The sequence below is a fragment of the Coleofasciculus sp. G2-EDA-02 genome (genome assembly GCF_040226375.1).
GTDB lineage: Bacteria > Cyanobacteriota > Cyanobacteriia > Cyanobacteriales > Coleofasciculaceae > Coleofasciculus.
The window spans coordinates 34,392-60,475 of sequence record NZ_JAVKEW010000070.1 but is presented as its reverse complement, the minus strand read 5'-3'; the positions used below and the strand labels follow the sequence as shown (position 1 = coordinate 60,475).

The following is a 26,084-nucleotide window of genomic DNA, read 5'->3' as shown; positions in this document are numbered from 1 at the left end:
GAAGAGCCGCCGTTCTCGGTGGGTATCAGGAACTTTTGCCTTTATACCCCTCCCTGCCATTTCTGCTAGGAAGTTAACACCAAAAAGGATGGTGTACGCACTAAGATTTTTACCCAGCAGATGCGTTATCGTAACAAATAATCTCTGCTGGAACCCCCTAATCTTAAGTTTTCTAGGTTCTGTAGGTCGTGCCGAACAAGTTAACAAACTGCCGCCGTACCTATTAGTATTATATCAAAGCGGCTGCGTCTGGCTAACCCCAACTAAATCGGAGATTTTAGTTGGGGACTGCGCTCGACAACTGTTCAATGTATCCAGTCTCAGATATATATCGGTAAAAATTCCGAAAATACTGATTGTGACAGCAGAGGGTGCGACAAGTGGAAGCAAAAGACGATGACAAAACACCATAATCTGAGAAAAACTCTCTCTTCAGCCTAAAGGCATTAGGGCTGTTCTCCTCCGTGTTCTCGAACAGCTTGGGAGAATACCCAAACAAGAATAGGTCGCTTGAGTGTTGTCAGTGATTCCCAAAGGTTTACCTGGATCGGGTATCTTTTTTGTGGGAACCGTGTATTCGGCAGTAATGTCTACCTTTGATCGGTCTGCAAACCCCATAATAATTGACTGACGAAATTGAGATTGAGTCACTTCACTATGAATATGATGCCATCCTGGGGGCGTCTTTCTCTCAAGAAGTTTTTTACGTCAAAGATTTATAGGTAAAAACTCACAAAACTCTCCCCCCTTAAAACTCAGTTTTGAGATCAGCGCCTTTCGCCATCAACGTCATCGGTTCAGAATGGGAAACCACAGTAGGTGAGGTGGGGAAGGGTTGATGAAGACGAATAAGCTGCGCCAGCGTCTTTTTCAACTGAGTGCGAGGAACAATCGCATCAACAAAGCCGTACTGGAGTAGATATTCAGAGGTTTGAAAGTCGTCGGGGAGTTTTTCGCGCAAGGTTTGCTCAATCACTCGGCGTCCCGCAAAACCGATGGTAGCTTTGGGTTCGGCTAAAATAATGTCTCCTAACATAGCAAAACTAGCAGTAACGCCTCCCGTAGTGGGATGGGTTAACACGGGGATATAGAGTAAACTAGCTTGACGATGCTGTTCCAGCGCCCCAGAGATTTTCGCCATCTGCATCAGGCTTAACATGCCCTCTTGCATTCTCGCCCCCCCAGAGGCGCATATAATTACCACAGGTAAGCGTTGGCGGGTGGCTTGTTCGATGAGGCGGGTCAGTTTTTCGCCCACCACCGAACCCATACTACCGCCCATGAATCGGAAATCCATGACGCCTAGGGCGATGGGTAATCCATGAAGCTGTCCGATTCCCGTTTGCACGGCGTCAGTGAGTTGAGTCTTGTCTTGGTAATCTTGTAGGCGATCGCTATAGGATTTGCGATCGCGGAATTTTAGCGGATCAGTGGGGCGAATTTGCTCATCCAGGGGTATCCAGGTATTCCCATCAATAAGCTGGCGAATCCGTTCGTCGCTATATACCCGGATATGATGACCACATTCAGAGCAGACCATTTGATTCGCTCTCAGGTCTTTAGTATAGGTGAGAACCGCGCACGCCTCACATTTTGTCCACAATCCATCAGCAATCTCCCGTTCCCGTCGTTGTTGGGGAATCGGTTCTGATTTTCGTCGATTGGCAAACCAGTCAAATAAAGACATGAAATGTTTTAATTCCTTAATAATTATCCCAGATGTCTGCTTATTCCTCGTCTGGAGAACTGAGTAATAGCAAAGCTGTCCATTGATCGTAGGAGCGAACTTGCAACGCAGCCGGACTCCCCGCCCCAAAATAGGACGGGATACCCTGGTCAATAATCCGACTAGGGATGTCGTGAGCTGCCAGAACCTGCTGCATCAGCTCGGCTTCCCAGCGGGTATGAGTTGTTTTCAGGGTGATCCAGGTGGTCAAAATAAAGCAGGATGATCACAAGACAAGAGTTATTTTACTCGTTATTTGCGACTTCCTAGCTGATGTAGAGACGTGCAGTAGCACATCTGGGGGCGGGGGTGTCGATTTGTCGGGGTTGAACCTCCAACAGACGCGATCGTGTTTGTCGTTGCGCTGTCTTTGCCGGTGTCCAATTCCAACGGTATCACCAAATAACAAACCTAAAACTTTATTATACTTTTCTTTCACTTTATTATTTATTGATTAAACTACCGAAACAGGGAGTGGCGGAAATTCCTCGTTGATTAATGGCTTAATTCAGGTGACAGGAGGAAATGCCAATCTATATTTAATGAACCCAGCGGGGATAGTGTTTTGGCAAAATGCTCAGTTAAATGTTCCGGCTGATTTTATGGCGAGATTAAGATTTCTCAAGCCGGACAATTGCTGTCTTTAGAAGTTGAACTATTAGTCAATAGTTCTGAAAAATTGAACCTCTTTACGCCGCTATATTTAGCCGCATTATTGACAGGTACGCAGGAGAATCTGGAGACAGACGTTGAGGTGGATTCAAAGGAAACAGTGAAATTATAGGAGAGGGGAAGTTGAGACGAGGAAACGCAGAGGTTCGCAGAGGGAAGCGCAGAGGTTCGCAGAGGGGGTTGGCGGTTGGGAGTCTATATTTTTGGCTCAGGAGGTGTGGGAACATGGGGCGCAATTGGAGTTGATTTTGGTTACGGCTGAAGGGGAACCGATGCGATTTATTGTTCCGGGGGCGACTCGGAAAAGGGTGATGGAAATGGTACAAGGATTCCGTCGTGCGGTTACGGATACTCGTATTCCTCGTCCTTTTCTTCCTAGCGCACAACAATTATATCGGTGGTTAATTGCTCCGTTGGAGGAGGAGTTACAAGATAGAGAAATTAATGATCTGGCTTTTATTATGCGCGATTGCAGATAAACTATGGCAAGGTGAATCCTTCCTTAATTCTACGTTTACTCCCGCTAATCTTAAAGCAGCACGGGCGGATCAACCCTTTGGTATTTTTCATTTGGCAACTCATGGTGAATTTAAATCGGGTCAACCGGAAAATTCCTATATCCAGTTTTGGAATACGAGACTATCCTTAGCTCAAATTCGCCAACTTGGATTGCATAATCCCCCTGTAGAACTAATGGTATTAAGTGCCTGTCGAACCGCATTAGGAAATGAAGAGGCTGAGTTAGGTTTTACCGGATTAGCGGTACAAGCCGGGGTAAAATCAGCGTTAGGAAGTCTCTGGTATGTCAGTGATGAGGGTACATTGGGATTAATGACCACTTTTTATCGAAATTTAAAAGAAGTCCCAATTAAAGCCGAAGCGCTGCGACAAACACAATTAGCCATGATTCAGGGTCAAGTGAAGATTGAAAATGGGCAATTGATTACTCCAAATGGGACGATTACCTTACCTGAAGAATTAGCTGGAATTGAGGATAAGGAGTTTACCCATCCTTATTTTTGGAGCGCGTTTACCTTAGTGGGCAGTGTCCTCCCTAGGGCATATTCAGGGTTTCGGTGATCCCAAAATCCAAATTTTCAGTGCCATTTATTTTAAATGTGTAGGGGCGGGTTTAGGGAGTTGCGTTTAGTTATTGATGATAACGTTTGTGCAAAACCCGCCCTGACTAAGTGTTAACTCCCACTACTCAACCGGATGCTGATGAAATTTCCAGAAGCGCCACAAGAGAGCGATCGCCAAAATTATAGCAGGTGTGAGTACGGCAATCAGCGCATTCCCGGATGTTGCCGGAATAGAGGGTAAACTAGGACTGGTGTATTTAATCACCAGGGAAATGCTAAGGGAGAGAATTAAGACTTTGACAATGAAATTGAATTGAATACCCATCAGTTTTTGTGCTACCTGGTATGCCGTTGTGATATTATTCCCTTTTTTAGCACTGATGAGCAATGAGCAAATTCCCACCTGATAAGGTTTTTGTTCCTTAAACCAAAGCACCATGAATCACCTCGACCGATTGGACAATCAAAACCTGCAACGTTTACAGCTATTTGCCTACCTGCTGCCTGTGATCGGCTTTTTTCCGGCACTGTGGACACTCTACCGTCGTCAAGGAACACGAGAACAGCAAACGGTGAGTCGCTTGTCCGTCACCTTGGCTTTCGCTTGGCTACTAGGCTACATTTTATTATTGTCAGGGGCGCAGCTTACGGAGTTCTGGATCTTCCGCCTGTTATTTATCAATACCATGCTCACCTCTGGGTATTTTTTAGTGAGTGTTTGGCTCATGGTGCGCTTGTGGCAAGGGAAGTTACCCCGTCTCCCTGGGATTAGCCAGGTGGCAGAAGGAAAAGTGCGAAAGCATCTGTCCGAGTAAACGATTTCAACGTTTGGGTTGTCCGGTTATAGGAAAATGGTGACGGGCTTTTATGCCTGGAGTTGATCGACTGCTCTCTTCTTTTGCCGTATTTGCCTGGTTTTGCCCCAAACGGTGAGAAAACCTGATATGAGTGTTTGTGTAAAACGCTCTAAATCAGACTCAGGGTAAGCAATGAGGGCATCGGCGTGTATCATCTGCTTAAACCCATCCTGATCGCTTATGTGTGTGTGAGGAAACCAAGTGCCAGCTCGAAAAACCTACGAACAACCCCGCCCAGGACAGAAAAAGAGGATTCAACCGCCGAAAAAGAAACCGACTAAAGCTAAACGAGGACATTGGCTTTGGCTGTGGTTAGGCTTTACTGGCGTCGCCATGTTATCAGCAACAGCAGGGGCAATGCTTGCTGTTTCGCTATCGAGTATGCCTTTACTGCAAAGCCAACTGAGTGATGATGATGCAGCCGTCTTTAGTGACAAGGGTAGTATGACCCGCAATAGTATGCGACTACCTGAATTGACACGACCTGTCAATATTTTGATATTGGGGACTAAGGTTCTCAGTTCTGACTTGGATCAACCTCTAGAGGAAGATTTGGGATACCATGCACTGGTCAATTCCTTTGATGGACTCTCCGACACCATGCTTTTGGCTCGGTTTGACCCCAACCACCAAAAGTTAAAGGTTCTCTCCATTCCCCGCGATACCCAAACCTACGTTGAAGGGTATGGTGTGATTAAAATCAACGCCGCTAATTACCATGGTGGACCAGCTTTAACGGCAAAGGCAACCAGTGAACTCCTTGATGGTGTAGGCATTGACCGTTATGTCCGAGTTAATGTACAAGGTGTGGAAAAGCTCGTGGATGCCCTAGGTGGGGTCACCGTGTATGTTCCTCAGGACATGAAGTATAAAGATGACTCTCAACGCCTCTATATCGACCTTAAGCAAGGCAAACAGCATCTTAATGGCGATCAGGCAATGCAATTTTTGCGATTTCGCTATGACAAATATGGTGATGTGGGTCGAGTACAGCGCCAGCAAATACTAATGCGGGCATTGATAGAGCAAGCACTCAATCCAACAACCTTAGGGCGACTGCCCAAAATTCTATCGGTTATTCAGTCTCACATTGACACAAACTTAAGCGTCGAAGAATTGGTGGCTCTGATCGGATTTGCTGTCAATAGCAAGCGTTCTGACGTACAAATGTTAATGGTTCCAGGTCGGTTTAACGGCACCGGAGAAAAGGAAGTCAGTTATTGGTTACCAAACCACCGCCAGATTCGCCAAATGGTGGCTCAACATTTCGATCAAGGCTATAGCGAACTCTCCGATATTGACCCAGGTTATTTGCGGGTGGCGATTCAAGATAGTACTGATAATCCAGAAGCCGTTCAATCCCTAGCCAGTACGCTCAAAGAAGCTGGCTATCGAAACAGTTATGTCGGCGAACCCTGGGCAGAACCCTTGCGCGTCACCCGCATTATCGCTCAACAAGGAGACGAAGCCACCGCTGCGGCTATCCGGGCTGATTTGGGATTTGGTGAGGTGCGGGTTGAGAGTACAGGTTCCCTCGCCTCCGATGTGACCATTCAGTTGGGTCAAGATTGGCTGGAACAGCAGGATTTCTCAGATGAGGGGTTTTTCAATTTCTAGGTAGTTATTTGTCATTTGTCATTTGTGAGGGAATAGGGAACACCTCGGCTTCGCTCGGTGTGTCATAGGGAATAGGAATAGAAATTTTGTCCCTCATCTCCCCCCGCTCCCAGACGCGCCATGGCGCGTCTCTACATTGCTCCCCCCGCTCCCCTAAGCGATCCCCTTTGGCTGAAAATGTTATGGAATCTTGACATTGCGATCCCCGACAAGCTTGTAAATTCGTCAATTCTTGAAAATTGGCGTCTTGATCCCCTTGACCGTACCTAAGGCTTTTCTGTTACATAAATAAATAAAGCGATCCCAAAGAAATGCTGATTTGAGTATTTCTGTGATTCTTGGCGCTAAGTGTTATCGGGAATAATCCCAATGTAAGCCTAAAGAGTAAGTCGTTCTGAGTTTGTAACTGCCCAAACGAAAGACGAATGCAATGCGTCACCGAGACTGACTTACTCTAAGGCGGTAGGAATCATCAACCTTTATCAAACGCGATGCTGTTCAACTATGAGTCCCATTTTTTGATTCATCAGGAGAGATACAACCTACCGTCCTAAAAATTGGAGAGCATATTCATGGCAAAAGAACGCCCACCTTTAGAAGAGATGACCTTACGGCAACTGCGTAGAGTTGCTAGTGAGTACGGCATCTCGCGATATAGCCGGATGCGTAAGGCGCAGCTGCTGGCAGAAATTCAAAAAGTCCAACATACCAAAATCTCACTCAGTCCAACTAGCACAGTGGAGGCACAACCAGAAGTGGAAGCATCTAAATTTGAACTCGGTCAAGAAGATCGCACCGGCGGTAATCTCGCATCTGTAGACGAAGGATTACCTGATTTACCCGCTGGTTATGGAGAAAGTCGGATCGTTCTCATGCCTCGCGATCCCCAATGGGCATATACCTACTGGGATATTCCTAACGACCACAAAGAAGACCTGCGGCGTCAAGGAGGACAGCAATTAGCACTGCGGATTTATGATGTCACTGACATCAGCTTGGACTACCAGAGCCCCCACAGCATTCAGGAATATCCCTGCGACGAACTGGCACGGGAATGGTACCTACCCCTACCCGTTAGCGATCGCGACTACGTAGTAGATATTGGTTATCGTTGTGCCGATGGTCGCTGGTTAGTCCTAGCCCGTTCTAAACCCGTACATGTTCCCCCAGTTTATCCCAGCGACTGGATTGAAGACCAATTCATCACCGTTAACTGGGAAGAAGAACTCCAAGGCAAGACTGTATACGAGTTGGTGCCTCCCAGCAAGCGCACACCTGTTACCGCAGAAGCCGAAAATCCCATCTACGACGAAATCTTTGGCATGGCAAAATCAGCCGAAGCTCAGCGCGTTGCTGGTTCTCTATTCGGCTCAATGCAGCATGTTCCCGGATCGATGGTTCCTTCTCAAGCCGTCAGTTCCTACATCTTCCCCTCTGGGGTAGGTATGTGGGCTGTACCCACTATGTCTGGCTTAACCATGTCTGGTGTCGGCATGTCCGGAGTGGGTATGTCCGGAGTGGGTATGTCACCCATTCGTCAACGTCAGTTCTGGTTGGTTGCCGATGCTGAATTAATTGTCTACGGTGCAACCGAACCGGATGCAACCGTAACCATTGGTGGGCGTCCGATTAAACTGAACCCAGACGGAACCTTCCGCTTCCAAATGTCCTTCCAAGATGGTCTCATAGACTACCCCATCATGGCAGTGGCAGCCGATGGCGAACAAACTCGCTCGATTCACATGAAGTTTACCCGCGAGACGCCCTCACGCAATACCAACACCAAAGAAGAAGCAGTTCCCGAATGGCTCTAACGATTAAAGTGTGAACAACAAAAGATAACCAAGAACTATAGTCAATCTTGCCACTTCACACTTCATCCCGAATCTTTTACATGGCTAAACCTGTCCCCTGGCAACTGTCAGGGGATTTTTTTACGGAATTCTCTCAAAAAAAAACAGCATGAAACCCGAAGAAATTACCATCAAACTGGCAGAACTTTTTAATTCCAGGGCGGTTCAACAGGTAGAATCAGGGACGTGGCAGGTTGAAACACCTCAGCTGAGAGTGTTAATCCTTCTGTCGTCAGACCAGTCTTGGTTAAGAATCTTGGTTCCCATCGCATCGGCTCAAGACGCCCAACCCTTTCTTGAACAGCTTCTCGAAGCCAATTTTGATGAAACTCAGGAAACTCGCTATGCCCTGAATCAAAATGTGCTTTGGGGCGTCTTTCAGCATAAGCGGGAGACGCTTGATCCTGACGACTTTTGTGCTGCGGTTGTACGATTGGTTGGCTTATGTCAACAGGGTTTAGAGTCCAGCTTTGACCAGTTTGTAGACCGTCAGATTCGTCAAATCATTCGAGCGGCGAAGCAGCAAGGGCAATCCTTTGAAACAACCCTGCAAACCCTAGATCGCTTTTATCGGGAAGGGTTGATGGGTGACATGGAATCAAGAGAACAAACAGAAGAAGTATTGGCACAATGGCAACGGCGCTTAGAACGTCTTTGGTCAGAGATAGAACCTTGAGTTGGGGCATTCTTGTTGCCAAGTTCTCCAAGGTAGTGGGGTCATTGGTAAAAAACTGTGCGTACAAATGACATAGACGCGCAAGCGGCTTCTGCTTGGGCTAAACCCTCCTCGAAGAGTAGAGTAGAACATCAGACGCAATATCCATGCGCTGGACTCTATGGTATGAGCTTAGGGGCAGTTATTCCAGAACAATTAGTCGCTGGAGGCGCTCAACGATGAAAGGGTCGGGGAGTAAGCTTTTAGTAAATATTTTTTTAAAGGGGCAGATTCTGGGACAACTGACACCTGTTTGGGTGGGAATTATAGGTCTAAATGCGCCAATGGCATTGGGTACAACTCCAATGTCTGTGTCACAAGTGAGCCAGAACCCCCTCAATCTACCTAATCTGAGGGAACTCTCTCACCAGCAATTTCAGAAGGCAGAAGGCTCTCAGAAGGCAGACGATGACTCTAGGGTAGAGGGTAAATGGCTCCCAGAAAAAGAGTCAAATGGCGGTGAGTTTAGTCATATCCGGATGAGCCAAGAAACGGTAGAAGTGAAACCCACCCTTACACACTCAACAATCAACCCTATTGTTGCCACAGATAACGCTTCCTTTGATGATATTCCGATCGCACAAACCCCACCCACGCCTCCAAACCCCGAAACCATCCAACCCAATCTGGATGATCGTTTTCCTCAACCCACTCCTATTCCTGAACCCTTACGTCCCGATGATTCCCCACCGTTGCTCCCACCCGAACCCACTCCCACGAGTCCCACGAGTCCCAACGTGGAGACTATTCAAATCGAGAAAATCAATGTCACAGGTAGCACCATCTTAGAACCAGAGGACTTCAATCCAATTGTGCAACCCTTGGAAGGACAGGCTGTTACCCTACAACAACTGCAACAGGTCGCCGATGCCATCACCCAACTTTATCTAAATCGCGGCTACATCACCTCAAGAGCCATTCTAGTAGACCAGGTTATTACCGATGGTATTGTGGAGATTTTTGTCCTGGAAGGAAGTCTGGAAGACATTAAAATTGAGGGAATTCGCCGCCTTAAACCCAGCTACATTCAGAATCGGATTCAGCTTGGTGTTAGCACACCCCTAAATACTGCTCGCCTAGAAGATAAATTGCGGCTACTGCGGGCTAATCCCTTGTTTGAGTCCGTAGAAGCGAGTCTTCGCGCTGGTAGTCAACGGGGAAAGAGTATTCTCATTGTTCGTGTCATCGAAGCCAATCTCTTTGAAGGGAGTGTCACCACCGATAACTATTCACCGCCGAGTGTCGGTTCAGAACGATTGGGTATAAACGGGCGCTATCGTAATCTTACAGGTTATGGGGATGAACTGACGGCTAGTTACTTCTATTCCACCACTGGCGGCTCAAAGGTGATTGATATGGGTTATCGTCTTCCCCTGAATCCGAAAAATGGCACCCTGCAAGTGCAAGCAAGCGTTGATCGCAATCAAGTGACTGACGAACGCTTTGCTCAATTCGATATTCAGGGAGAATCTGAACAGTATGAGATTAGTTTTCGTCAACCTTTAATTCGCACCTCCCGTGAAGAATTGGCTCTATCCCTGGGTTTTAGCTTTAGGGAAAGTCAGACGTTTTTGTTGGGTATGCCTGCCCCTTTGAGTCCTGGTGCTGATATTGACGGGATAACACGCACCAGTGTAATTCAATTTGGACAAGACTACCTACGCCGTGATTCTAGGGGAGCTTGGTCAGTGCGATCGCTCTTTAGTCTGGGTACAGGTTGGTTGGATGCTAACATTAATCCCGATCCCTTGCCTGATGGACGTTTTTTGGGCTGGCTGGGTCAGATACAACGAGTCCAAATTCTCAGTGGTAGCCATTTTTTAATTATGGGTGCTGATATTCAACTTACACCCAATACTCTTTTACCGTCTCAACAATTTGTCATTGGTGGCGCTCAATCTGTGCGAGGCTATCGACAGAATGGTCGAATCGGTGATAATGGTGTGCGATTATTTTTAGAAGACCGGATCACCTTGGAGAGAAACGCCTCAGGTGCGTCAACGTTCCAAATTGCTCCATTTTTCGATGCGGGTTGGGTGTGGAATAATTCTGATAATCCGAACCCTCTACCTCAAGAGCAGTTTTTAGCGAGTCTGGGTATGGGGATACTTTGGCAACCTTTACCTGGACTGAACCTACGCCTTGACTATGGAATCCCCTTAGTGGAACTCGATGATCAAGGTCAGAATGCTCAAGATGAGGGGTTCCACTTTTCGGTTCGTTACCAGTTTTAAGGGAACAGGGAACAATCACCAATTACAGTTGTTGGCTGAAAAGACTATGATTGATTGGGTATCGTGTTTATGCAAACCTGCCCCGTGACTTCATCTCATCCTTCCCATTCGTTGCCTGATCCCTTAAATGCATGGCATACCCAATCCATAGAAGACTCGCTTGCCCAACTGGATAGCAATCCACAGATGGGTTTGAGTGCTGAACAAGTCAGCCAGCGATCGCAATACTACGGATTAAATGAACTCGAAGAAACTGCTGGTCGCAGTACTTGGGCGATTCTTCTGGATCAGTTCACCAATATCATGCTAATCATGCTGATTGTGGTGGCAATCATCTCCGGAGTCATTGACCTGATCGATTGGCGACAAGGCGGGTTAGAGGAGGGTCAAGTTCCGTTTAAGGATACAATTGCGATTCTATTAATCGTTATTCTTAACGGTGTCTTGGGCTATCTCCAAGAAAGTCGTGCCGAAAAAGCCCTCGCCGCCCTGAAAAATCTAGCCTCTCCTAAAGTCCGTGTCCTCCGCGAGGGTAGACCGATGGAGGTGGATAGCAAACAGCTTGTCCCTGGAGACATTATGCTCCTAGAAGCAGGTGTGCAAGTTTCTGCTGATGGACGGTTAATCGAGCAATCCAATCTCCAGATACGGGAATCCGCCTTAACCGGAGAAGCAAACGCCGTTAATAAGCAAGCCACTGTCACCTTAGCTGAGGATACCCCCTTAGGCGATCGCATCAATTTAGTCTTTCAAGGTACCGAAGTCGTTCAAGGTCGAGGAACTGTCCTGGTTGCAGCGACAGGGATGAAGACGGAATTGGGACGCATCGCCGAAATGTTGCAAGGGGTGGAAAGCGAACCAACACCCCTGCAACAGCGGATGACTCAATTGGGGAATGTCTTAGTCAGTGGTTCTCTAATCCTAGTGGTGTTGGTTGTTGTTGGCGGCTTAATTCAAAGTGGCGGAGATTTAGGCGTTCTGCAACAACTGGTGGAAGTGTCTCTAAGTATGGCGGTAGCGGTTGTACCAGAAGGTTTACCTGCGGTGATTACCGTCACCTTGGCATTGGGAACTCAACGCATGGTGCGTCGCCATGCTCTGATCCGTAAACTTCCCGCCGTGGAAACCTTAGGTAGTGTGACGACGATCTGTTCGGATAAAACCGGTACCCTGACTCAAAATAAGATGGTCGTGCAATGGGTCATCACGCCCCACCACACGTTCCAAGTCACCGGAGAAGGCTATGCTCCTAACGGGGATTTTCTGATCACCGAGACAGCGGTTTCTGCCCAAGAGTATCCCGAATTACAAGTATTACTTCAAGGTTGCGCTCTCTGTAATGATGCTATCTTGCAGTATGAACAGGAGGATTGGCTGATTTTAGGAGACCCCACTGAAGGGGCATTAATTACCCTAGCCGGGAAGGGTGGTGTTGATAAAGAACCGTTGCGGCGTCAGTTTCCTCGGGTCGGTGAAATTCCTTTTTCCTCAGAGCGAAAGCGCATGAGTGTCATTTGTCAAGGGTCACATGGATCAGTGGCAACGAATGACGGACAAGGGACAACAGATAGCCCCTACATCATGTTTACCAAAGGTTCCCCTGAATTAGTCTTGGAGCGTTGCCATTCTTTGCATGCGGGCGATCGCACTGAGGTGTTGACCGACGAGCAACGGACGCAAATCCTGCGGCACAATAATCAAATGGCTGGGGCGGGATTGCGGGTTTTGGGGTTTGCCTATAAGCATCTGGAGGCTGCACCTGATGATGGGGTAGATGCTAGTGAAACGACTGAGCAAGAGTTAGTTTGGTTAGGACTGGTGGGGATGTTAGATGCCCCCCGCCCAGAAGTTCTGGATGCCGTGCGACGCTGTCGGAATGCGGGTATCCGCCCGGTGATGATTACCGGAGATCATCAGCTTACGGCTCGCGCGATCGCTCATGCTTTGGGTATTGCGGATCAACATGATCGCGTTCTTACCGGTCAGGAGTTACAAAAGCTTTCTCAATCGGATCTGGATAACCAGGTTGAACAGGTGAGCGTTTATGCTCGTGTTTCTCCTGAACATAAACTGCGGATTGTACAAGGGCTTCAGCGTCAAGGTGAATTCGTCGCTATGACCGGTGATGGAGTTAATGATGCTCCCGCTCTTAAGCAAGCGGATATCGGTATTGCGATGGGCATTACAGGCACAGATGTGAGTAAAGAAGCCAGTGATATGGTACTGCTGGATGATAACTTTGCCACGATTGTTGCCGCGACGGAAGAAGGTCGCACGGTTTATGATAATATCCGCCGCTTTATTCGCTATATCTTAGGTAGTAACATTGGTGAGGTGTTAACTATTGCCGCAGCACCGATTATGGGACTCCCAGATGTTCCTCTGTCGCCGTTACAAATTCTCTGGATGAACTTAGTGACTGATGGTTTACCCGCCCTAGCTTTAGCGGTAGAACCAGCTGAACCAGATGTGATGAAGCGTCCTCCGTTTAGTCCCCGTGAGAGTATTTTTGCCCGGGGGCTGGGTTTGTATATGGTGCGGATTGGAATTATTTTCGCCATTGTCACGATTATTTTAATGGCGCTGGCGTTTGACTATTTTCCACTCCACTGGAAAACAATGGTCTTTACCACATTATGTATTGCCCAGATGGGACATGCGATCGCGGTTCGTTCAAATACTCGTTTAACGATTGAGGTAAATCCTTTCTCGAATCCCTATTTAATCTGGGCTGTAACGGTTACGACGATTTTGCAACTGGCGTTGATTTATGTGCCATTTTTGCAAAATTTCTTTGGTACAGAACCTCTCACGCTTACTGAACTGCTGATTTGCTTGGGGTTTAGTACGTCATTGTTTATTTGGGTTGAGTTGGAGAAGCTGTTTATTCGTTGGTACAAGAATCGGTAATTGGTCATTCGTCATTTATCATTCGTCATTAGGCATGAATAGGTAGATGAGGGAGTTATCAGTTAAAACTCAGTCGGGGCGGGTTTAATCACATTTGGATTAGGTAAGAGACGATAGTAGTAAAACCCGCCCCTACACAAAACTAGGTTTTTTGGGCGAAGTTAAGGGTTCCCCAATCACCAATCACCAGTCAACCATGACCAATGTACTTAAAACGCTTAAACTTGCGCCAGTTTCGGAATTACCAAGATTGCTTGGTTAATTTTGAGACACCGAAAACTATTTTGGTGGGAAATAATGCTCAGGGGAAGTCTAATCTGCTAGAAGCGGTAGAATTACTCTCGACGCTGAGGAGTCATCGCTCAGTGCGCGATCGCGAATTGGTTTTAGAGGATGCCTCGATTTGTCAAATTCAGGCTATCTTGGAACGTGCTTATGGTTCTGTTGAACTGGGGTTAACTCTCCGCAGTCAGGGACGACGTACTGTGGCTCTCAATCGCGAATCCTTACGTCGCCAGCTTGATTTTTTGGGCATCTTGAATACGGTACAGTTTTCTAGTCTGGATTTGGATTTAGTTCGCGGGAGTCCTGAGAGACGACGGAATTGGCTTGATTCGATTTTGACCCAACTCGAACCTGTTTATGCTTATATTTTGCAGCAATATAATCAAGTACTGCGCCAGCGCAACGCCTTGCTCAAAACCATGGGGAAGCAGCAGGAAGATGGGACAAAGAATGGGGTATTATCATCAAAGCCGCCTCAGGCAGAACTGTCCCTTTGGGATGCTCAACTGGCAACGGCGGGGTCGCGTGTGACTCGGCGTCGTGCTAGAGTGTTGCAACGATTAGCACCCCTTGCCCAATCTTGGCATGCCAGTATTAGTGGTAAAACAGAGTTACTTGAGGTGACCTACGCGCCTAATGTCAACCTAGAAAAGGATGACCCAAAAGGTGTTCAGCAGGCATTTTTAGATAAACTCTACCATCGTCGTCTTCCAGAACAGCGTCAGGGGATAACCCTGGTTGGTCCACACCGAGATGATGTAGAATTTACAATTAACCAAACCCCAGCCCGTTCTTATGGTTCCCAAGGACAGCAACGGACGTTGGTTTTGGCACTAAAATTAGCAGAGTTAAAGTTAATTGAAGAGGTTGTGGGAGAACCGCCCCTATTATTACTTGATGATGTGTTGGCAGAACTTGATCCCAACCGTCAAAATCAGCTTTTGGATGCGATTCAAGATCGGTTTCAAACCCTGATTACAACGACTCACTTAGGCGCATTTGATTCCCAGTGGTTGAACTCCTCCCAAATTCTTTCGGTTCAAGCGGGTCAAATTCAACCGCTTGGTTAAATCTTATTTTTCAGTTGTTCTAAATATATATAGTTTTTGCCTGAGCGCTATATCAGCGAATGAGTTACAAGTTTAAACGTTAGTTGTATGACAAGTATTGCAGTGTAATCTAAATTGTTAGGAGTATAAGGTTGAGGCTTAACATCACTTAAAGCTTTGTTTAAGCTTGATAAAGAAGTCGGCGATTTTGCCGGAATTGCCATAGTCTAGCAGTATAATCTTTACTAGAAGCCCTGCTTGATAATTTTTTAGACGTTAAGGATTACAGCGATTTTTGCGATCAATCCCATCCTGCTTGCTGAAAGGGCTTGCTGAAAGTGGGGAGCAGATTATACTACAGTTCAAGGGAATTGAGGATAAACGTAAATTTTTCCAAAGAAGGTTTATTTATTAACTATCAGGATTAAAGTAGAAAGAGAATCCTAGGAAAATTATGAATTCATTTAACCTTACCCAAGTCATAAATACTTAGTGGACGTTGTAGCTATGAACGTTAGACAACTTCTCAAGCTTTACGAACAAGGAAATCGAGAATTCACCGGGATTGACCTCAGTGGGGCTAACCTCAGGGGAGTCATGTTAATCGGAGTGAACCTAAACGGGGCGAATCTCAGAGGTGCTGATTTTACCAGAGCATTTTTACTCAAATCAGATTTGAGTGGCGCTCAGATGAATTGGGCTAATCTCAGTTATGTCAAAATGAACGATGCCAAACTTATTGACACTGATTTGACTAAAGCGAATATGAGCGGTGCCTTTATGGTGAAATCAAAGCTCACGGGTGCTAAACTCAGTGGGGCAATGTTGAGTGGGACGAACCTCAGACGCGCCAACTTATGGGGGGCAAATCTTTGCGGAGCGCAGTTAGAACGGGTGAATTTGCGGGATGCGAATTTAACCGGAGTGAATTTCAAATGGGCGAATTTATCTGAAGCAAGGCTGATTGGTGCTAGAGTTTATGGGTCAGCGCTGAGTTTTGTCAATCTCAGCTATGCCTGGTTAAAAGAGTTAGATTTAGCGGGCGCTGATTTAGAAGGGGTTAATTTCAGTGGAGCGAGATTAAGTCGGGCAAACTTAGAAGGTGCAAATTTGATTGCCGCTAATTTGGAATCGGCTAAACTAGATTGGGCAAATCTCCAAGGAGCAGATTTAACCGGTGCCAATCTAGCCAGAGCGAATCTAGAGAATGCTAATCTAACATGGGCAGTTCTCAGAAAAGTTGATTTGCTTGATGCCAATTTGAAAGGGGCAAAACTCTATGGTTTGGATATTAACGAAATGCAAGTGAGTAATGGGGTGGGATTTCAATCGAGCAACCAAGGAGTTGGATTTCAAGCCAGCAACCAATTTGCTTATTCAACGGCTGTTTGACGAAATTTGATACCCTAGAATCGGGCGCAAAGCGAGGGTTATTTAGGGTTTGCGGGCGTAAGGTTAATTGATCAAATTAGGTAGGTAGTGGCGTGACACAACTAAAATTGTGTTCGTAGTAGGGGCTTTAGCCCTAGATTCCGTTGGGTTTGGTTTCGTTAATCCAACTTACTGACGTGACACAACTAAAATTGTGGCATAGATTTGATGGTTAAATCGGGCGCAAGGATGGTGCCCCTACAGTGTCTGGATGTAAGGTTAATCCATTGACAAATGACATAAACAAATGAAGAATGACGAGTGAGAAACGTCAAAGTAGATTCAGGGTTTTTCTCGCCTTAGGGCTGATATTGAGTATTGTCATACTTGTTGCTAAATCAATTTTATTTTCCCCATCCTTAGCTCGTTCTCAAACTCCGACAACAATCACGGAAATTAGAGGGGTTTGGTTGACAAATGTGGCGAGTGGTGTATTTTTTTCGCCTTGGGGAATTAACCGAGCGATCGCGCAATTGTCTCAACTAAACTTTAACACGATTTATCCGGTGGTTTGGAATCGGGGGCATACGTTTTATCCGAGTGCGGTGGCGAAACAAGAATCCCTGCTGACGATTATGCGACTCAACGGAGATGTTTTGGCTGAAATTGTACAGCAGGGACATCGCCAAGGATTACGGGTTATTCCCTGGTTCGAGTATGGATTTATGACACCGATTTATTCTGAATTAGCGCGGCGTCATCCCACCTGGATAACTCAAAGTTTAACCCAAACAGAAGGAGCGATCGCACCAACTGCTCAGAAGCCCCAACTCTTATGGCTGAATCCTTTGCATCCAGAGGTACAACAGCTTATCCTCGATTTGATTAAGGAAGTGGTGAGCCAGTACGATGTGGATGGGATTCAGCTTGATGATCACTTCGGGATGCCTGTTGAATTGGGCTATGATCCCTATACCATTGAGCGTTATCAGCAAGAGCATTATGGGAATAGTCCCCCGAATTCGCCGTTCAATGGGGAATGGATGCGCTGGCGGGCGAATAAGATTAGTGAGTTTATGGGAGAAATTGTTCAGACGGTTAAATCGATTAAACCGGATTGTATCATTTCCCTATCACCCAATCCCCAAGCTTTTGCCTACAAACACTATCTGCAAGACTGGCAAACTTGGGTACAACGGGGTTGGGTTGATGAATTGGTGTTACAGGTTTATCGGGATAAATTAAGTAGTTTTGCGGCGGAACTCAATCAACCCGCAGTACGCATGGCGCGGCGGACAATTCCGGTAAGTGTGGGCATTTTGACGGGAACCTTACGTGCTCCGATTCCCTTTGAGCAAATTCAAGCACAAGTTGAAGTCATTCGCGATCGCGCCTTTGATGGTGTATCCTTTTTTTACTGGGAAACCCTGTGGAGTTATTTAACACCGGAGTCCCCTCAACAGCGGCGACGGGAATTTCGCGAATTATTTCCCTATCCGGCGATTATACCCAATTGACACCATTAATTGATCTGCGCCTCATTTCACCCAATCAATTATTGTAGGGGCGGGTAATGGGATTTAATTTCGATACCCACAGAACCCTTAAAAACTCAACGATTTTGATAACAATTAAAACTGGCGTCGCGAACCCACAATTGAGCCAGCATTTTGGCTTATATTTCCCTTTATGACGGCGCTGTCGTTGTCGGGTGGGCATTGCCCACCTTACCTGAAAAGGGAATGCTAAAAAAAGGAATAAATCATATTCTGTTTAGTTTGTCAAGACAGTCATCATAGAAAAATTTCCCGTCAGGGATGGCACAGTAGCCCTTGTCAACTGTGTGATATTTGCCCCAAGAGCGCGTGAAAACCGACACGATTTTTTATAGCTTATTTAAGGAGTTTCCCAGTATCTTCTTTGAACTGATTAATCAAGCGCCAGAACAAGCCGCAAGTTATGAATTTACCTCCCGTGAAATCAAACAACTGTCATTTAGACTAGATGGGTTGTTTTTGCCTAAGAACGAAACCCTAGACCAACCATTTTATGTGGTTGAGGTTCAGTTTCAACGAGATGAGAATTTATATTATCGTTTATTTACTGAACTGTTTATCTTTCTGAATCAATACAAACCGCCTTATCCTTGGCAGGTTGTGGTGATTTATCCAAGTCGCCGGATTGAGAGAGAACAACCGTTACAATTTCGGGAACTCTTCAGCCGAGTGACTCGGATATACTTGGATGAGTTAGGAGATGAGGCATCGACATCTGTTGGGGTTAATATTGTTAAGCTAGTGATTGAGCAGGAACAGACAGCCCCAGAACAGGCAAGGCGCTTAATCGAACAAGCTCAAGTAGAGATAACTGATGAAACAATAAAACGTGACCTGATTGATTTAATTGAAACCATCATTGTTTATAAATTACCGCAAAAAAGCCGGGAGGAGATAGAAGCCATGTTGGGGTTAAGTGAACTTAAACAAACCAAGGTTTATCAGGAAGCCAAGCAAGAAGGGTTAGTAGAAGGAGAACAACGAGGAGAACAACGAGGCAAACTCAAAGCCAAGTTAGAGGCTATCCCACGCATGATGGAGTTGGGTTTGAGTGTGGAGATGATTGCGGAAGGATTAGATTTACCGCTGAATGTTGTTCAACTAGCAGCGCCATCATTTGCTCAACAGAATGTTATGTCTTTTATTGAACTTTTAAATAATCGCCGTTCGCTTTTTTCGCCTCAAGACTTAGCGGAGTTGGCGGAGTTAATTGAACCTTTAACGGATAAAATAGAAACGCTGTCTGACGCGATCGCACAGTGGTGTAAACAGGATGGACATTCCCTACAACGTCAGGCTTGGCGTGATTGTCTCTCTGGTAAGCTGGCGGCGACGGTGGAGGAATGGTTGGCGAGAAATCTGGCATCCCTGGAAACTTGGGGACCTTCGGTTAATAAAGCCATCCTACAGCAGGCGATTGAATCAGGAGAGAATTCTAATTAGCGATCGCGTCTCCAGATCGGGATAGATAAGATTAGTCGAGGGGTCATGGTTATGGCTGGAACCCAAAAGGAGAAAGGTTTCATGCGTTGAAGTCAGGACGAAGGCAGGGGCGAGTAAATATAATTGCAGATCTTTGTCAGGGTCAATTGATAGCTCCCTTTACTGTAGAAGGGGCTTGTAATCGAGCTGTAATTGAGATTTGGTTGGAAACCTGTCTAATTCCAGAACTCTTTCCCTGGGCAGGTTGTGATCATGGATAACGCCACGTTTCATAAAGGGGGTCGCATTGAGCAACTATAGCGCTTCGCTAGGCGTGTATTTACACATTAGAGAGGGATGCTTGATCAGGAGTAATTTAGAACACTTGTACTGTAACTACGCGAGAGCGAACTGCTATAATTCAGCAAGCCGGCTGTGAGTTGCTTTATTTACCTGCTGGCTTCACCGGATTTCAATAAGATTGAGCGATGCTGGTCTTGGCTCAAAAGTCGGTACGCCAAGCAAATTGGTCAATTTGAGTGTTTGCGTGATGCCATGGAGTATGTCCTACACCTAGCTACAATAGCAATAGCCGGATTGGTGGTGAAGCCTACACCAACCTGAGCACAGGTATGGTGTAGGAGATGTCACCGAGTTACTCCCTGCACGACTGGGCGAATGGCAGAACCATCAAAAAGTCCTGGATTTCCTGTCCAATTAAAATCATTAATCCGGAAGCTAATCGAACCTAACTCCTGAACTGGATTGTAGCGTAGGAGAATACTGTAAGTGCGACGGCTGTACTCTAAAAATAAATCCGTACTGATTTCTTCACCCGTGTCCAAGTTGTAAGATGTCTGAAAACCAGCAAGAAACGGACCATAGATTTGTTGGGTGATGCCAGCAGAAAGAACAATTCGATCAGCAACTCGGTCAAAAGGAAATGGGGATAAGTTACCGCGTGCGACCTGAGTGTAGCTGAGGTTAAATCGAGTGTAGTCGAGATAGGGTCGAGAAAAATGCCCTAGCTGACCCACAAGCCCAATCGTACCACTGAGGGATTCCTGGGTATCGCCACTACTATAGGCACTAGCAACCCCTGTTGCCACTCCCTGCAGTGCCAAGAAAGGAACCACGGGTGTTGGCGTATATCGTAATCCTTCGGTGGGGGTTAAGGGTAACGCTTCACCTCGCCAGAGGGTAAAACTTCGGCTTAACGATGCACTGGCTTGATAGCGTGTCAAGTCGATCCGATTATTATTTCGTGGAGGGGGGGGTAGCAAGTCGGGTCGGTCTGTATCGGCGTTGATAGCCTGAATACCTGCTTGATAGGAGAGATTGATACCCGTGTCGCCTAAGGGAATCACTGGGGAGGTGACTACCGCTCCCAGACTCTGTTGCACGGTTTGAAAGCCCAAGGAACCGTTAAAGAGGCGATCGCGAAAGCTATATTCCAGATTCAGGTTATGGGGTAAACCTGTACCGATAACTTGTTGAAGTCGTACACTAGCTCTGAGTTCTTCTTCAAACTCATCCGGATCAAGACTGGTGAAGACGGCTGAAGCCCGTAGGCTTGTCCGAGGGGTAAAGGTGGCATCCAGTCGAGCTTTGAGACCGAAAGACGAGGGGTCTAAAAGACTACCACTATCATCTTTTCCTGGGGTGTTGGGGTTATTTTCACCCAAGACGGCTCTCTGGAGAAAGTATTGGGGAGTGACTTGAAATCGTACCCCTGGAGTGTTGACAATATTAAAGGGTCGCTCGATAAATAAACCGCCGCGATCATCATCATCGAAGCCAAACTGGATTAAACCAGGTTCCCGTTCGCGACGATCAATAATCACGCGATCGCGAAATGTGGGTACCGATAAACCTTGATCAAATACCAACCGGGGACGAGTGGCAACGATTTCATCCACTAAGGGTGAAATCCGGCGAAATCGAGCCGTTCGAGCTTGTAATTCTAGTTCAGGTGGGGAAAAGGGGTCATTGGTGATCCGTACATTTTGGGCGATCGCTTCTGAACCTTCAAAATCAATGCGATCAGCTTCATAACGGAATCGGTTGATTGTCCCTGCAGGAGGCGCACCCGAAACTACATTTGAGAGATTTCCAGTAGTTGTTGTGCCAAAACCTCCTCCAATTAAGAAGGAATAATTGCCTGGATTGCTTACGCCTTGAAGGGGTTGATTGCTGATAATGCGATCGCTGATCGGTCGTTGTTCTTCTGGAGCATTCGGATCAGCCGGGGAGGGTAAGATAGTCAAATCAGTACCTGATGTCGGGACGTATAATTCACCACTGGCATCAAAAATCACGCCGCTATCCTGGACAAAGGAATACTCAAAGCGTTGACCCCGTAAAACCTGATTCCCTCGCGTCAAGGCTACATTATCCTCAGCCACCAAAATCCGATTCGGTAGGTTAACCTGGACGCGATCCGCTTCCAGCAAAGCACCGCGAAACTGCAACATGACATTTCCCTGAGCGGTAATCACCTGTCGCTGTTGATCATATTCTTGTTGATCAGCAGTCAGTTCCAGCACCCCCGTGATTGGACCTGGAGCCGCCGATTCAGGAGTTTGTGAGGAAGGATCGGGGGTTGGCTCGGAGGGAAGCGATCGCGGCTGTCGCTCATGGACATCTGGTACAGGGACTAGCTCTGGGTTAGGTATCGATGGAGTATCGGGTTGGGGGATAGTAAATTCAAACTCTCTCATCTCTCCTCCCCGCTCTTGAGTGATGATACGTTCAACGTTTGAGAGTTCCAGGGTTACGGCGGAAGAACCTATTGGGTTTCCATTCGTTGTCTTTGAAGCTAAGCTCACTGAATTTTCTTCAGTGGAGGATTGAAACCCTTGCTCCTTATCAGTCGCGCGAACAAGAGTAATCAAGCCATCAGGAGCAATCCCTTGTGCCATCTGTTCTGGCGTTGAAGCCTTTGTTTGATCATTTATCCTTGGTGGTTGACCAATGGTCAATGATGGAGCTGGCGTAGTTGAAGTAGGGCTAAACTGGCCATGTTCATTTAGACTTGTGACAGGCTGCGGCAAATCCTCACCCGCTAAACCCTTGCTGACATCTGTACTCTCCGACACCTCGGCTCCCTGGCTTTGGGTGGGGGCATAACGGACAGAAATCGTTGGTCTGAGCAAGGCAGCCTGTGAGGATGTTATATCAGATGAAAACTCCGGTGCTAACGTTTCTGGTGAGGTTGGTGTCGCCAATCCCTTTGGAATTTCCTGGGGAAGGTGAGTCGATACTGAACTCACAGGTGAGGACGAAAGGGGAACAACAGCGTCCTCAGTCGTTAACGATTGAATAATGGCAGGAGTTTCAGGCGGCTGAACGGGTTGGGGCATTTTTCAACAATAACGGTCGAAGGAACAAATCCGAAGCGTACCCCCTTACCGCGCCTAATCAAAGCGGGGCGAGGTACGCCTCGCCCCTTTGAAAAATTCAGGGATGAAGCAAGTACAATTTACTCCAGATCCCGTCGCTTGGGGTTACGAGCCGGATCGTTTGACAGGAAGCCAAACACAAATAAAGCAACGAAAATACTAACAACGATATAGACCACAATCTTGAGTGTCAGCATCTTGAATATCTCCCAGAGGTATGAATCATCGAATTGGCGGTTGTGTTGCGTTTTGCAACAACTTTTTTAATCATACCCAATGGTGGTCTCCTTGTTGATAGGCAAAGTCTACTCACGCTCAGGATAAAGGTACGATACCCAACCGGGTTTTATCCTACGTCCTAATACACATCAGACTTTTTTAGTCAAGACTTTTTTAATAAGCAAGTGAGTTCCCTTACCTATAGCGTTTTTGCCGTCATCGAAAAATGAGCCTAAACCTTTTGCTGATGGGATTTTAGCCTTAATCTGACACCGATAAACCGAAATCTGTCACTAAAACAGTATTAAAAGTCTCATCCTTTGTGTAAAAGTATGTACACAATGTTATCCGTGTAAGACTTGAAATTTTGTCGCTCTATGCAGCCTATTCGCACTTTTAACGTTTCTCCCGCTTTGCCAGAAGCCTTGGAACCCTTACGTAAGCTGGCATACAACCTGCATTGGGATTGGAATGTAGAAACAAAAGATTTGTTCCGACGCCTAGACCGTAAACTTTGGGAATCCACCCGTCATAATCCTGTTTTGATGTTGGGGATGATTAGCCAAGCCCGCCTGGAAGAAGTGGCTGAAGATGATGGGTTTCTGGCACAAATGGAACGGGCATCTCGACAGTTAGACGACTACCTCAAGGAACGAACCTGGTATCGTAAACATCGTGGCAACAGCGATGAAAAGGAATGCTATGCCTACTTCTGTGCCGAGTATGGATTAGTCGATTGCCTGCCCATTTATTCCGGTGGCTTGGGTGTCTTGGCTGGCGATCATCTCAAATCAGCCTCTGACCTCGGTTTGCCTTTAGTGGCGGTCGGTTTACTCTATCAAGAAGGATACTGTGCCCAATACCTGAATGCGGATGGTTGGCAACAAGAGCGCTATCCCATTAATGACTTTTACAATATGCCGGTGCACTTAGAGCGCAATGGTGATGGTTCAGAAGTGCGGATTTCCGTAGAGTATCCAGGTCGTACTGTTTATGCTCGCGTCTGGCGCGTGCAAGTGGGAACGGTTTCCCTGTACCTGCTTGATACCAACATTGAACCAAATAATCCCTACGATCATGACATCACCGACAGACTCTATGGGGGTGATCTGGATATGCGGATTCACCAAGAGATGATGTTGGGGATTGGTGGGATGAGAGCCTTAAAAGCCTTGGGATACAAGGTCAATGTTTATCATCTCAACGAAGGTCACTCCGCTTTCTTAATTCTGGAACGCATCCGTCGGTATATTGAGGAAGAAGGGTTAAGCTTTGCCGAAGCGAAACAATTGGCTCAGTCAACCCAACTGTTCACCACCCATACCCCTGTCTCGGCGGGATTTGACCTATTTCCTCCCGATAAGGCAATGTACTATGTGGGTCATTATGCGAATATCTTTGGTTTATCGCGGGAAGAATTTCTGGGGTTGGGACGAGAAGATACGGGCGATTTGGAATCCCCGTTCAGCATGGCAGCTTTGGCAATTAAAACCTCTAGCTTTATTAATGGCGTTAGTCGGTTGCATGGGGATGTGTCACGCCAGATGTTCCATGGACTGTGGCCCAATCTGCCTCTTGATGAAGTCCCCATCACCTCGATTACTAATGGGGTTCATGCTCGCAGCGTAGTGGCAAAGGCAAATCAGGAACTGTATGACCGCTACCTAGGTCCGAACTGGTCAAGCCGCAAAGCAGAAGATCCCTTATGGGATCGGGTGGCTTCGATTCCGGATGAAGAGTTGTGGCGCAATCACCAAGCCTGTCGTTCTGAAATGGTCATGTCTGTACGGGAACGCTTGCAGTACCATTTGCGCGATCGCGGCGCTACCCCTGCCGAAATTGATCGGGCGCGTGAGGTTTTAGATCCCAGCATTTTGACCATTGGCTTTGCCCGTCGGTTTGCCACATACAAGCGGGCAAACTTATTCCTGCGGGATCTCGATCGGATTAAAAAAATTATCCAAGGCAATAAAGAACGCAAAGTTCAGTTTGTCATTTCGGGTAAAGCTCACCCCAAAGATATGCCTGGGAAAGATTTAATCCGCGACATTATCCATACAATTCGCGAAGCGGGATTGGATAACTCTGTCGTTTTTGTTCCCAACTATGACATCCACATTGCCCGATTGATGGTCTCTGGTTGTGATATCTGGTTAAACACCCCTCGTCGTCCCCGTGAGGCGTCTGGAACATCTGGGATGAAGGGTTCGATGAATGGTCTAATGAATGTCAGTATCCTTGATGGATGGTGGGACGAAGCAGATTACGTGCGAACAGGTTGGCCCATCGGTCATGGGGAAGAATATGATAATCCTGAGTACGAAGATGAGGTAGAAGCTAACGCCCTTTACGACCTACTAGAACAGGAAATCGTCCCCCTGTTCTATAATCGCGACAATGAAGGATTACCGCGTGGGTGGATTGCCAAGATGAAAGATGCAATTCGGCTCAACTGTCCTGTGTTTAATACCGCTCGTATGCTCCGAGATTATGCGATGCGTGGTTATTTCCCAGCGAGCGAACGCTACAAGGCGATGACTAGCGAGGGATATCAACCGGTGAAAGAACTCGCTCAGTGGAAGCAACACTTATTTGAACACTGGTACAGTATTAAAGTTGAAGACATTGACATTGCTGCTCCCAGCGATCTCATGGTCAATCAATCGGTTGCGGTGAAAAGCCGCATCAACCTAGCTGGATTAACGGCTGATGATGTACAGATAGAACTCTATCAAGGTTCAGTCAATGCCAATGGGCAAATTGTTAATGGCGTACCAGTAGTGATGGATTACCAGGGAACTGACGCACATAATGTCAGTATTTATACGGCTGATATCAGTTATAGTGCCAGTGGATTACAGGGTTTGTCTCTCCGGGTATTTCCCAAACACCAAAACCTTTCTAGTCTCTATGAACCCGGTTTAGTCCTCTGGGCTTCCTAGTATTAGAGATGGGGGGAGTCGGCTGACAGGTGTAGGGATGTAGGGGCGGGTTTTACAGATAACATGAGAGCACCCAACTGATAACTTGACTCGCGCCCGCCCTTCTCCAATAGCTGAAAATTAGAATGGGTAAGGGTTATGGCTTAAGTTGACACGGATGGTAGGGGCGGGCG

Annotated in this window: 20 protein-coding genes and 3 pseudogenes; 18 read left to right on the top strand and 5 right to left on the bottom strand. The window is 46.7% G+C overall.

All coding sequences use genetic code 11. The features are described 5' to 3' along the window. Window positions 1-748: 748 nt before the first annotated feature. A complete protein-coding gene (gene accD, locus RLO19_RS06970; protein ID WP_446355023.1) occupies window positions 749-1,687 on the bottom strand; it encodes an acetyl-CoA carboxylase, carboxyltransferase subunit beta in 939 nt (312 codons plus the stop codon). Between the two features lie 40 nt (window positions 1,688-1,727). After that, window positions 1,728-1,937, bottom strand: coding sequence for a hypothetical protein (locus RLO19_RS06965; protein WP_006100380.1), 210 nt, complete (start codon window positions 1,935-1,937; stop codon window positions 1,728-1,730). Between the two features lie 262 nt (window positions 1,938-2,199). On the opposite strand from RLO19_RS06965, the pseudogene RLO19_RS06960 reads away from it, so the two are divergent. From RLO19_RS06960 to RLO19_RS06950, 3 genes and pseudogenes are all read left to right on the top strand, one after another. Further along, window positions 2,200-2,334 (top strand): annotated as a pseudogene (locus RLO19_RS06960) (two-partner secretion domain-containing protein); the annotation flags it as partial. A 267-nt stretch (window positions 2,335-2,601) separates the two neighbouring features. Beyond that, the gene (locus tag RLO19_RS06955; RefSeq protein ID WP_446355021.1) at window positions 2,602-2,877 is read left to right on the top strand and encodes a hypothetical protein; all 276 of its coding nucleotides are present in this window, start codon (window positions 2,602-2,604) and stop codon (window positions 2,875-2,877) included. Then, window positions 2,843-3,478: a CHAT domain-containing protein gene (locus RLO19_RS06950; protein WP_446355020.1), complete on the top strand. Its 636-nt coding sequence runs from the start codon at window positions 2,843-2,845 to the stop codon at window positions 3,476-3,478. The genes RLO19_RS06955 and RLO19_RS06950 overlap by 35 nt, the downstream gene beginning before the upstream one ends. Before the next feature lie 123 nt (window positions 3,479-3,601). On the opposite strand, the gene RLO19_RS06945 is transcribed toward RLO19_RS06950, so the two are convergent. Beyond that, window positions 3,602-3,919, bottom strand: coding sequence for a hypothetical protein (locus RLO19_RS06945; RefSeq protein ID WP_446355018.1), 318 nt, complete (start codon window positions 3,917-3,919; stop codon window positions 3,602-3,604). Between RLO19_RS06945 and RLO19_RS06940 the strand changes: the two genes are divergently transcribed. The 14 genes and pseudogenes from RLO19_RS06940 to RLO19_RS06875 form a co-directional block, all read left to right on the top strand. Then, the gene (locus RLO19_RS06940; RefSeq protein ID WP_446355016.1) at window positions 3,918-4,295 is read left to right on the top strand and encodes a hypothetical protein; all 378 of its coding nucleotides are present in this window, start codon (window positions 3,918-3,920) and stop codon (window positions 4,293-4,295) included. The two genes, RLO19_RS06945 and RLO19_RS06940, sit on opposite strands and share 2 nt — an antisense overlap. Before the next feature lie 243 nt (window positions 4,296-4,538). Next, window positions 4,539-5,954: an LCP family protein gene (locus RLO19_RS06935; protein ID WP_446355014.1), complete on the top strand. Its 1,416-nt coding sequence runs from the start codon at window positions 4,539-4,541 to the stop codon at window positions 5,952-5,954. A 120-nt stretch (window positions 5,955-6,074) separates the two neighbouring features. Then, on the top strand, window positions 6,075-6,224 hold the full coding sequence (locus tag RLO19_RS06930; protein WP_446355012.1) for a hypothetical protein: 150 nt from the start codon (window positions 6,075-6,077) through the stop codon (window positions 6,222-6,224). Window positions 6,225-6,526: 302 nt separating this feature from the next. Then, on the top strand, window positions 6,527-7,768 hold the full coding sequence (locus RLO19_RS06925; protein WP_446355010.1) for a DUF4912 domain-containing protein: 1,242 nt from the start codon (window positions 6,527-6,529) through the stop codon (window positions 7,766-7,768). 148 nt (window positions 7,769-7,916) lie between these two features. Continuing rightward, window positions 7,917-8,483: a CesT family type III secretion system chaperone gene (locus tag RLO19_RS06920; RefSeq protein WP_446355008.1), complete on the top strand. Its 567-nt coding sequence runs from the start codon at window positions 7,917-7,919 to the stop codon at window positions 8,481-8,483. A 57-nt stretch (window positions 8,484-8,540) separates the two neighbouring features. Then, window positions 8,541-8,705: a hypothetical protein gene (locus RLO19_RS06915; RefSeq protein WP_446355006.1), complete on the top strand. Its 165-nt coding sequence runs from the start codon at window positions 8,541-8,543 to the stop codon at window positions 8,703-8,705. After that, on the top strand, window positions 8,702-10,756 hold the full coding sequence (locus tag RLO19_RS06910; protein WP_446355004.1) for a ShlB/FhaC/HecB family hemolysin secretion/activation protein: 2,055 nt from the start codon (window positions 8,702-8,704) through the stop codon (window positions 10,754-10,756). Before RLO19_RS06915 ends, RLO19_RS06910 begins: the two co-directional genes overlap by 4 nt. A gap of 69 nt (window positions 10,757-10,825) precedes the next feature. After that, complete coding sequence (locus RLO19_RS06905; RefSeq protein WP_446355002.1) at window positions 10,826-13,666, top strand: cation-translocating P-type ATPase; 2,841 nt, start codon at window positions 10,826-10,828, stop codon at window positions 13,664-13,666. Between the two features lie 203 nt (window positions 13,667-13,869). Then, window positions 13,870-15,021, top strand: coding sequence for a DNA replication/repair protein RecF (recF, locus tag RLO19_RS06900; RefSeq protein ID WP_446355000.1), 1,152 nt, complete (start codon window positions 13,870-13,872; stop codon window positions 15,019-15,021). A gap of 486 nt (window positions 15,022-15,507) precedes the next feature. Further along, window positions 15,508-16,392: a pentapeptide repeat-containing protein gene (locus RLO19_RS06895; protein ID WP_446354998.1), complete on the top strand. Its 885-nt coding sequence runs from the start codon at window positions 15,508-15,510 to the stop codon at window positions 16,390-16,392. A gap of 293 nt (window positions 16,393-16,685) precedes the next feature. Next, a complete protein-coding gene (locus RLO19_RS06890) occupies window positions 16,686-17,888 on the top strand; it encodes a glycoside hydrolase family 10 protein (protein ID WP_446354997.1) in 1,203 nt (400 codons plus the stop codon). A gap of 348 nt (window positions 17,889-18,236) precedes the next feature. After that, window positions 18,237-19,370 (top strand): Rpn family recombination-promoting nuclease/putative transposase, encoded by a 1,134-nt coding sequence (locus RLO19_RS06885; RefSeq protein ID WP_446355092.1) that lies wholly within the window; start codon window positions 18,237-18,239, stop codon window positions 19,368-19,370. 56 nt (window positions 19,371-19,426) lie between these two features. Beyond that, window positions 19,427-19,662, top strand: a pseudogene (locus tag RLO19_RS06880) (transposase); the annotation flags it as partial. Between the two features lie 112 nt (window positions 19,663-19,774). After that, window positions 19,775-19,973: pseudogene (locus RLO19_RS06875) on the top strand (transposase); the annotation flags it as partial. 23 nt (window positions 19,974-19,996) lie between these two features. Here RLO19_RS06875 and RLO19_RS06870 read toward each other — a convergent pair. Then, window positions 19,997-22,711: a DUF3769 domain-containing protein gene (locus RLO19_RS06870; protein WP_446354995.1), complete on the bottom strand. Its 2,715-nt coding sequence runs from the start codon at window positions 22,709-22,711 to the stop codon at window positions 19,997-19,999. A 119-nt stretch (window positions 22,712-22,830) separates the two neighbouring features. Then, entirely contained in the window at window positions 22,831-22,947 is a 117-nt protein-coding gene (locus tag RLO19_RS06865) for a photosystem II reaction center protein I (RefSeq protein ID WP_006099131.1), read from the bottom strand. A 399-nt stretch (window positions 22,948-23,346) separates the two neighbouring features. Here RLO19_RS06865 and glgP point away from each other — a divergent pair, with 399 nt between their 5' ends. Then, the gene (glgP, locus tag RLO19_RS06860) at window positions 23,347-25,911 is read left to right on the top strand and encodes an alpha-glucan family phosphorylase (protein ID WP_446354993.1); all 2,565 of its coding nucleotides are present in this window, start codon (window positions 23,347-23,349) and stop codon (window positions 25,909-25,911) included. Window positions 25,912-26,084: the final 173 nt, after the last annotated feature.

What these genes read in the sequence shown, in the direction of transcription:
- RLO19_RS06940 (WP_446355016.1), top strand. Translation starts at nt 3,918, where the DNA reads ATGAATCACCTCGACCGATTGGACAATCAAAACCTGCAACGTTTACAG.
- RLO19_RS06870 (WP_446354995.1), bottom strand. Translation starts at nt 22,711, where the DNA reads ATGCCCCAACCCGTTCAGCCGCCTGAAACTCCTGCCATTATTCAATCG.
- RLO19_RS06930 (WP_446355012.1), top strand. Translation starts at nt 6,075, where the DNA reads ATGGCGCGTCTCTACATTGCTCCCCCCGCTCCCCTAAGCGATCCCCTT.
- RLO19_RS06905 (WP_446355002.1), top strand. Translation starts at nt 10,826, where the DNA reads ATGCAAACCTGCCCCGTGACTTCATCTCATCCTTCCCATTCGTTGCCT.
- RLO19_RS06865 (WP_006099131.1), bottom strand. Translation starts at nt 22,947, where the DNA reads ATGCTGACACTCAAGATTGTGGTCTATATCGTTGTTAGTATTTTCGTT.
- RLO19_RS06890 (WP_446354997.1), top strand. Translation starts at nt 16,686, where the DNA reads ATGACGAGTGAGAAACGTCAAAGTAGATTCAGGGTTTTTCTCGCCTTA.
- RLO19_RS06895 (WP_446354998.1), top strand. Translation starts at nt 15,508, where the DNA reads ATGAACGTTAGACAACTTCTCAAGCTTTACGAACAAGGAAATCGAGAA.
- RLO19_RS06925 (WP_446355010.1), top strand. Translation starts at nt 6,527, where the DNA reads ATGGCAAAAGAACGCCCACCTTTAGAAGAGATGACCTTACGGCAACTG.
- RLO19_RS06910 (WP_446355004.1), top strand. Translation starts at nt 8,702, where the DNA reads ATGAAAGGGTCGGGGAGTAAGCTTTTAGTAAATATTTTTTTAAAGGGG.
- RLO19_RS06950 (WP_446355020.1), top strand. Translation starts at nt 2,843, where the DNA reads ATGATCTGGCTTTTATTATGCGCGATTGCAGATAAACTATGGCAAGGT.
- glgP (WP_446354993.1), top strand. Translation starts at nt 23,347, where the DNA reads ATGCAGCCTATTCGCACTTTTAACGTTTCTCCCGCTTTGCCAGAAGCC.
- recF (WP_446355000.1), top strand. Translation starts at nt 13,870, where the DNA reads ATGTACTTAAAACGCTTAAACTTGCGCCAGTTTCGGAATTACCAAGAT.
- RLO19_RS06920 (WP_446355008.1), top strand. Translation starts at nt 7,917, where the DNA reads ATGAAACCCGAAGAAATTACCATCAAACTGGCAGAACTTTTTAATTCC.
- RLO19_RS06945 (WP_446355018.1), bottom strand. Translation starts at nt 3,919, where the DNA reads ATGGTGCTTTGGTTTAAGGAACAAAAACCTTATCAGGTGGGAATTTGC.
- accD (WP_446355023.1), bottom strand. Translation starts at nt 1,687, where the DNA reads ATGTCTTTATTTGACTGGTTTGCCAATCGACGAAAATCAGAACCGATT.